The organism is Micromonospora sp. U21 (genome assembly GCF_018070045.1).
GTDB lineage: Bacteria > Actinomycetota > Actinomycetes > Mycobacteriales > Micromonosporaceae > Micromonospora.
The window spans coordinates 1-6,054 of sequence record NZ_JAGPYK010000069.1; the positions used below are offsets into that span (position 1 = coordinate 1).

5 protein-coding genes are annotated in these 6,054 nt (G+C 73.4%); 3 read left to right on the forward strand and 2 right to left on the reverse strand.

Annotated features, from left to right (window positions below; genetic code table 11):
- Positions 1-24 precede the first annotated feature (24 nt).
- Complete coding sequence (locus KBX63_RS34705; protein WP_210918655.1) at positions 25-1,143, reverse strand: LCP family protein; 1,119 nt, start codon at positions 1,141-1,143, stop codon at positions 25-27.
- Between the two features lie 145 nt (positions 1,144-1,288).
- Between KBX63_RS34705 and KBX63_RS34710 the strand changes: the two genes are divergently transcribed.
- Positions 1,289-2,986: an FAD-dependent oxidoreductase gene (locus KBX63_RS34710; RefSeq protein WP_210918656.1), complete on the forward strand. Its 1,698-nt coding sequence runs from the start codon at positions 1,289-1,291 to the stop codon at positions 2,984-2,986.
- Between the two features lie 71 nt (positions 2,987-3,057).
- The gene (gene guaA, locus KBX63_RS34715) at positions 3,058-4,614 is read left to right on the forward strand and encodes a glutamine-hydrolyzing GMP synthase (RefSeq protein ID WP_210918657.1); all 1,557 of its coding nucleotides are present in this window, start codon (positions 3,058-3,060) and stop codon (positions 4,612-4,614) included.
- A 7-nt stretch (positions 4,615-4,621) separates the two neighbouring features.
- Here guaA and KBX63_RS34720 read toward each other — a convergent pair whose 3' ends face one another.
- On the reverse strand, positions 4,622-4,963 hold the full coding sequence (locus KBX63_RS34720) for a PspC domain-containing protein (RefSeq protein ID WP_210918658.1): 342 nt from the start codon (positions 4,961-4,963) through the stop codon (positions 4,622-4,624).
- A 143-nt stretch (positions 4,964-5,106) separates the two neighbouring features.
- On the opposite strand from KBX63_RS34720, the gene KBX63_RS34725 reads away from it, so the two are divergent.
- Positions 5,107-6,054: NUDIX hydrolase (locus KBX63_RS34725; RefSeq protein WP_210918659.1), on the forward strand; the 948-nt coding region annotated here is incomplete at its 3' end.

A 6,054-nucleotide genomic window follows, 5' to 3' on the forward strand; every position in this document is an offset into this window, starting at 1 on the left:
GGTGGGGGGTGGGGGAGGTCGGGGTTAGGTCTTGACGCGCAGGGTGGGGTTGGCGGACAGGTAGGCGTCGGCGCGGCCGGCGCGGAGTTCGGTGATGAACTTCTTGCCGACGCTGGTGAGCTGTTCGCCGCGGTAGGCGCTGCCCTTGCCGACGCCCGAGCCGGGCAGGCCGACCAGCACGAACCGGTCCTCCGGGACGTTGCTGAGCGCGTACGCCAGGTCGACGATCCGGCGACCGCCCGCGTAGATGAGGGTGTCGCCCAGCGCGGCGACCACCTGGTCGACCCGCTCCGGTTGCCGGGCCAGGCCCTCGTCCAGGATCTTGCGGGTCAGCGCCCGGATCAGCTGCTGCTGATGGCGCTGCCGGGCGTAGTCGCCGCCGGTGATGTAGCGCTGCCGCGCGTAGTCCAGCGCCTGCCAGCCGTTGAGGTGCCGCTCGCCCTTCTCGTAGACCATCTGCGGCCCGGTGTATCCGCCGGGGACGCTCTCCCGGTACTTGCCGTCGGGCCGGCGGTGCATCGAGGCGACCCGCTGGTCGATGTAGACGTCCACCCCGCCCAGGGCGGTCACCAGCCGGTCGAACCCGGTGAAGGTGAGCACCGCGCCGGCGTCGATGCGCAGACCGGTGTACCCGCTGACCGTGCTGCGCAGCAGCTCGTACCCCTGGGCGGTGCTCGGCTGCTTGGGCTTGCCCGGCACCCGGCTGCCGTAGCTCATCGCGTGGGTGAGCTTGGTCTTGCCGCCGGCGTAGTCGGCCTTCGGGAACGCCGGGATGTCCACCAGCAGGTCGCGGGGGAGCGAGAAGAGGTACGCCCGGCCCAGCCCCTTGGGCACGTGCAGCACCAGTACGGCGTCGGCGTGCGGCTCCCACCCGGGCACGCTCACCCGGGTGTCCACCCCGACCAGCAGGAGGTTCAGCGGCCCGGTGATGCCGGCGCCCGGCGGTGGACCGGTCGGGCTGGGGCTGGGCGTGCCGGCCGGCGGCGCGCTCGGCGAGCCGGCCGGCGCCGAACGGTCCGGCGTGCTGTCGCCGGTCAGCCGGGTGACCACCACCGCCCCGGCCACGACCAGCGCGACGATGGCGAGGGCTGTCAGCCCCAGCAGCAGCCACCGGCGGCGCGGTGCCATCGATCCGAGGACCATCTTGGATTTCCTTTCACCCGTATCCGGAACAACGCTCCGACGGGTGCTCCGGGTTGCGGCCGGAAGGCGCCGGGTCGGTCGGCCGGAGCATGATCGCGCGAAACTGCCGCTGGCGCGAGCGCTACTCACCGGTAATGATGCGTTCATGCGGTACGACGTGATCGTCATCGGGTCCGGCTTCGGCGGCAGCGTCACCGCGCTCCGGCTGGCCGAGAAGGGGTACTCGGTCGGCGTGCTGGAAGCGGGCCGGCGGTTCGCCGACGACGAGTTCCCGCAGACGTCGTGGCGGGCCCGCCGGTTCCTGTGGGCGCCGAAGCTGGGCTGCTACGGCATCCAGCGGATCACCCTGCTCCGTCCTGCCGACCGGCGATCCGGCGGTGGCGTGCTGGTGCTCTCCGGAGCCGGGGTGGGCGGCGGTTCGCTGGTATACGCGAACACCCTCTACGAGCCGCTGCCGGCCTTCTACGCCGACCCGCAGTGGCGGGACATCACCGACTGGCGCGACGAGCTGGCCCGCCACTACGACCAGGCGAAGCGGATGCTCGGCGTCACCACGTACCCGGTGGACACCGGAGCGGACCGGGCCATGCGGGCGGTGGCCGAGCGGATGGGGGTGGGGCACACCTTCCACGCCACCCCGGTGGGCGTGCACATCGGCCGCCCCGGCCAACGGGTCGCCGACCCGTACTTCGGCGGCGCCGGCCCGGAGCGCACCGGCTGCCTGCACTGCGGCTCGTGCATGACGGGCTGCCGGCACGGGGCGAAGAACACGCTGGTCAAGAACTACCTCTGGCTCGCCGAGCGGCTGGGCGCCACGGTGCACCCGCTGACCACGGTGACCGCCGTCCGTCCGGCCACCGGCGGCGGGTACGAGGTGCACACCGTCCGCACCGGGGCCTGGCTGCGTCGCCGCCGCCAGGTGATCCAGGCCGACCAGGTGGTCTTCGCGGCCGGGGCGCTCGGCACCCAGCGACTGCTGCACACGATGAAGGCCGACGGGGCGTTGCCGGGGCTCTCGCCGCGCCTGGGCGAGCTGACCCGGACCAACTCGGAGGCGATCCTGGGGGCCTCGGTGCCGCGCCAGCGTGCCCGGTCCGAGCGGCTGGACTTCACCGAGGGGGTGGCGATCACCAGCTCGTTCCACCCCGACCCGCAGACGCACGTCGAGCCGGTCCGCTACGGCCGCGGTTCCAACGCGATGGGCTTGCTCCAGTCGCTGCTGGTCGACGGGGGGCCGCACCGGGTTCGGCGCTGGGTGGGCAGCATCGTGCGGCAGCCGGGGCTGGCCGCCCGGATGCTTTCGGTGCGTGGCTGGTCGGAGCGGACGGTGATCGCCCTGGTGATGCAGTCGGTGGACAACTCGCTGACCACCCGGTGGCGGCGCGGGGCGCTCGGCCGCCGGCTGGTCACCGGCCCGGGCCACGGTGCGCCCAACCCGACCTGGATCCCGGCCGGCAACACTGCGGCCCGACTGCTCGCCGAGGAGATCGGCGGCACGCCCGGCGGCTCGCTCACCGAGCCGTTCGACATCCCGATGACCGCGCACATCCTGGGTGGCGCGGTGATCGGCGCCACCCCGGCCGACGGGGTGATCGATCCCTACCACCGGGTGTTCGGGCACCCGGGGCTGCACGTGGTGGACGGCGCGGCGGTCTCGGCCAATCTTGGCGTCAACCCATCGCTGACGATCACCGCCCAGGCCGAGCGGGCCATGTCCCTCTGGCCCAACAAGGACCACCCCGACCCGCGGCCCCCGCTCGGCAGCCCGTACCGCCGGGTGGACCCGGTCGCGCCGCACACCCCCGCCGTCCCCGCCGACGCTCCCGCCGCCCTGCGCCCCTGACCCGCCCCAGTGGCGCGCCGGGGGCGAGCCGGTGCCGGGGGCGGCGGTGACTGTCGGTAGGCTTTGTGCACATGAGCCTGCCTCGCCCCGTCCTCGTGGTGGACTTCGGAGCCCAGTACGCCCAGCTCATCGCCCGTCGGGTCCGCGAGGCGAAGGTCTACTCCGAGATCGTGCCGCACTCGATGCCGGTCGCCGAGATGCTGGCGAAGAACCCGGCCGCGATCATCCTTTCCGGCGGCCCGTCCAGCGTCTACGCGCCGGACGCCCCGCAGATCGACGCCGGCATGTTCACCGCCGACGTGCCGGTCTTCGGCATCTGCTACGGCTTCCAGGCGATGGCCCAGGCGCTCGGCGGAACGGTCACGAGGACGGGCAACCGCGAGTACGGCGGCACGCCGCTGCGACCCCGGCTTCTCGAGCCCGGCGTGCTGCTCCGCGACCTGCCGGCCGACCTGCCGGTCTGGATGAGCCACGGCGACTGCGTCACCGAGGCGCCCGAGGGCTTCACGGTGACCGCCGAGTCGGCGGGCGCGCCGGTGGCCGCGTTCGAGGACCTCGCCGGTCGCCGGGCGGGCGTGCAGTTCCACCCGGAGGTCGGGCACACCGCGCACGGCCAGGAGATGCTGACCCGCTTCCTGTACGACATCGCCGGCATCGAGCCGACGTGGACGGCTGAGAACATCATCGACGAGCAGGTGGCCCGGATCCGCGCGCAGGTCGGCGACAAGGAGGTCATCTGCGGCCTGTCCGGCGGGGTGGACTCGGCGGTCGCCGCCGCGCTGGTGCACAAGGCGGTCGGTGACCAGCTCACCTGTGTCTTCGTCGACCATGGCCTGCTGCGCGCCGGCGAGGCGGAGCAGGTCGAGAAGGACTACGTCGCGGCCACCGGCATCAAGCTGAAGGTGGTCGACGCGGCGGACCGGTTCCTGGGCGCGCTGGCTGGGGTGACCGACCCGGAGCAGAAGCGCAAGATCATTGGCCGGGAGTTCATCCGGGTCTTCGAGGCCGCCGCCCGCGAGATCGCCTCGCACGGCGATGTGGAGTTCCTGGTCCAGGGCACCCTCTACCCGGACGTGGTCGAGTCCGGCGGCGGCACCGGCACCGCCAACATCAAGAGCCACCACAACGTCGGCGGCCTGCCGGAGGACCTGAAGTTCGCGCTGGTCGAGCCGCTGCGCACGCTGTTCAAGGACGAGGTCCGGGCGCTCGGCCTGGAGCTGGGCCTGCCCGAGGCGATGGTCTGGCGGCACCCCTTCCCGGGCCCCGGTTTGGCCATCCGGATCATCGGCGCGGTCGACCAGGAGCGGCTCGACCTGCTGCGCCGGGCCGACCTGATCGCCCGGGAGGAGCTGACCGCCGCCGGCCTGGACCGCGGGGTCTGGCAGTTCCCGGTGGTGCTGCTCGCCGACGTGCGCAGCGTCGGCGTGCAGGGCGACGGGCGCAGCTACGGGCATCCCGTGGTGCTGCGCCCGGTCTCCAGCGAGGACGCGATGACCGCCGACTGGTCGCGACTGCCCTACGAGGTGGTGGCCCGGATCTCCACCCGGATCACCAACGAGGTGGCCGAGGTGAACCGGGTGGTGCTGGACGTGACCAGCAAGCCGCCGGGCACCATCGAGTGGGAGTGAGCGCGGCTCACGCGGCCGGCGGATAGGGCGGCGTCGGGGCGTACCCCCGGTCCGGTTCGCCGGGCGCGGGCCCGGCGGTGGGCGGCGGGCCCTGCGGCGCGACGCCCGCCGGGTGCGGCCAGGCCGGCGCGCCGGTGGGCTCCTCGGGCATCAGGAACCACATGATCGGGTACGCGAACAGCGCCAGCCCGCCGGTGAGCAGGCCGCTGACCGCGAAGATCACCCGGACCACGGTGGGGTCGATGGCGAAGTAGCGACCGAGGCCGCTGGCGACACCGGCCACCATGCGGTCGGTGGTGGGTCGCCGGAGCTGCTTGTACGGGGCGTGGGGAGCGGTGGTGGATGTCATGCCTCCACACTCCGCGCCGGTGCCCGGCCCGCCCTCGGTGACCGCCCGGATCCTTACCCTGACCGATCCCTGAGCGGGGTCAGACAGTCAGGAATCCGACTCTTTTCCGCTCCGGTAACCCGGCCCGGGGAGAATTTGGTCCCGTGACCACCATGCTGGAGCCGCTCCGCAGGATCGCGGCATACGCAGTTTGTGCTGACCCAGACGGCCGAGTGTTGCTGGTCCGTGCATCGGAGCGCTCCGGCACGCCCGGCACGTGGTCGCTGCCCGGCGGGGCGGTCGACCACGGCGAGGACCCGAACCACACGGTGGTCCGGGAGACCGCCGCCGAGACCGGCCTCTCGGTCGCCGTCTCGGGCCTGGCCGACGTGCTCGCCGACATGCGGGCGCTGCCGGAGCGCGGCATCACCATCCACACCGACCGGCTGATCTACCGGGTGGCGGTGCGCGGCGGCACGCTGGCAGACCGGGTCGGCGAGCGCCCCACCGACCTGGCCCGCTGGTACACCCTCGACGAGGCGCGGCGGCTCCCGCTGCGCTCGTTCACCGCGCGGGCCCTCGGTCTGCCCGCCTCCTCGGCGGACGTGGTGCCCGACGAGGCGCCGGAGTTCCCCTCCTTCTACGCGGTGCCCGGCCCGGACGGGCTGCACCGGGCGCAGCGCTTCGCCGCGTACGCGGTGTGCACCGACCCGGCCGGGCGGGTGCTGCTCACCCGGGTCTCCGACGGCTACCCGGGCGCCGGCTGCTGGCACCTGCCCGGCGGCGGCACCGACTACGGCGAGCAGCCGGGCGCGGCGCTGATCCGGGAGTTGGTCGAGGAGACCGGCCAGACCGGCCGCCTGGTCGAGCTGCTCGGCGTGGCCAGCCACCGCGACGCCGCCTCGCTCGGCCCGGAGGGCTACCCGATCGACTGGCACGGGGTCCGCGCCTTCTACCGGGTGGTGGTCGACCAGCCGAACCCGTTGACGGTGGTCGACGTCGGCGGCTCCACCTGCGAGGCCCGCTGGTTCGCCCGCGAGGAGCTGGGTGCCCTCCCCACCCACCACCTCACCGAGGTAACCGCCGAAGCCGTCCAAGCCGCCCAACTCACC

Bases quoted from the DNA above. Each gene is read 5' to 3' on its own strand.
- guaA (WP_210918657.1), top strand. From the start codon at position 3,058: ATGAGCCTGCCTCGCCCCGTCCTCGTGGTGGACTTCGGAGCCCAGTAC.
- KBX63_RS34720 (WP_210918658.1), bottom strand. From the start codon at position 4,963: ATGACATCCACCACCGCTCCCCACGCCCCGTACAAGCAGCTCCGGCGA.
- KBX63_RS34705 (WP_210918655.1), bottom strand. From the start codon at position 1,143: ATGGTCCTCGGATCGATGGCACCGCGCCGCCGGTGGCTGCTGCTGGGG.
- KBX63_RS34710 (WP_210918656.1), top strand. From the start codon at position 1,289: ATGCGGTACGACGTGATCGTCATCGGGTCCGGCTTCGGCGGCAGCGTC.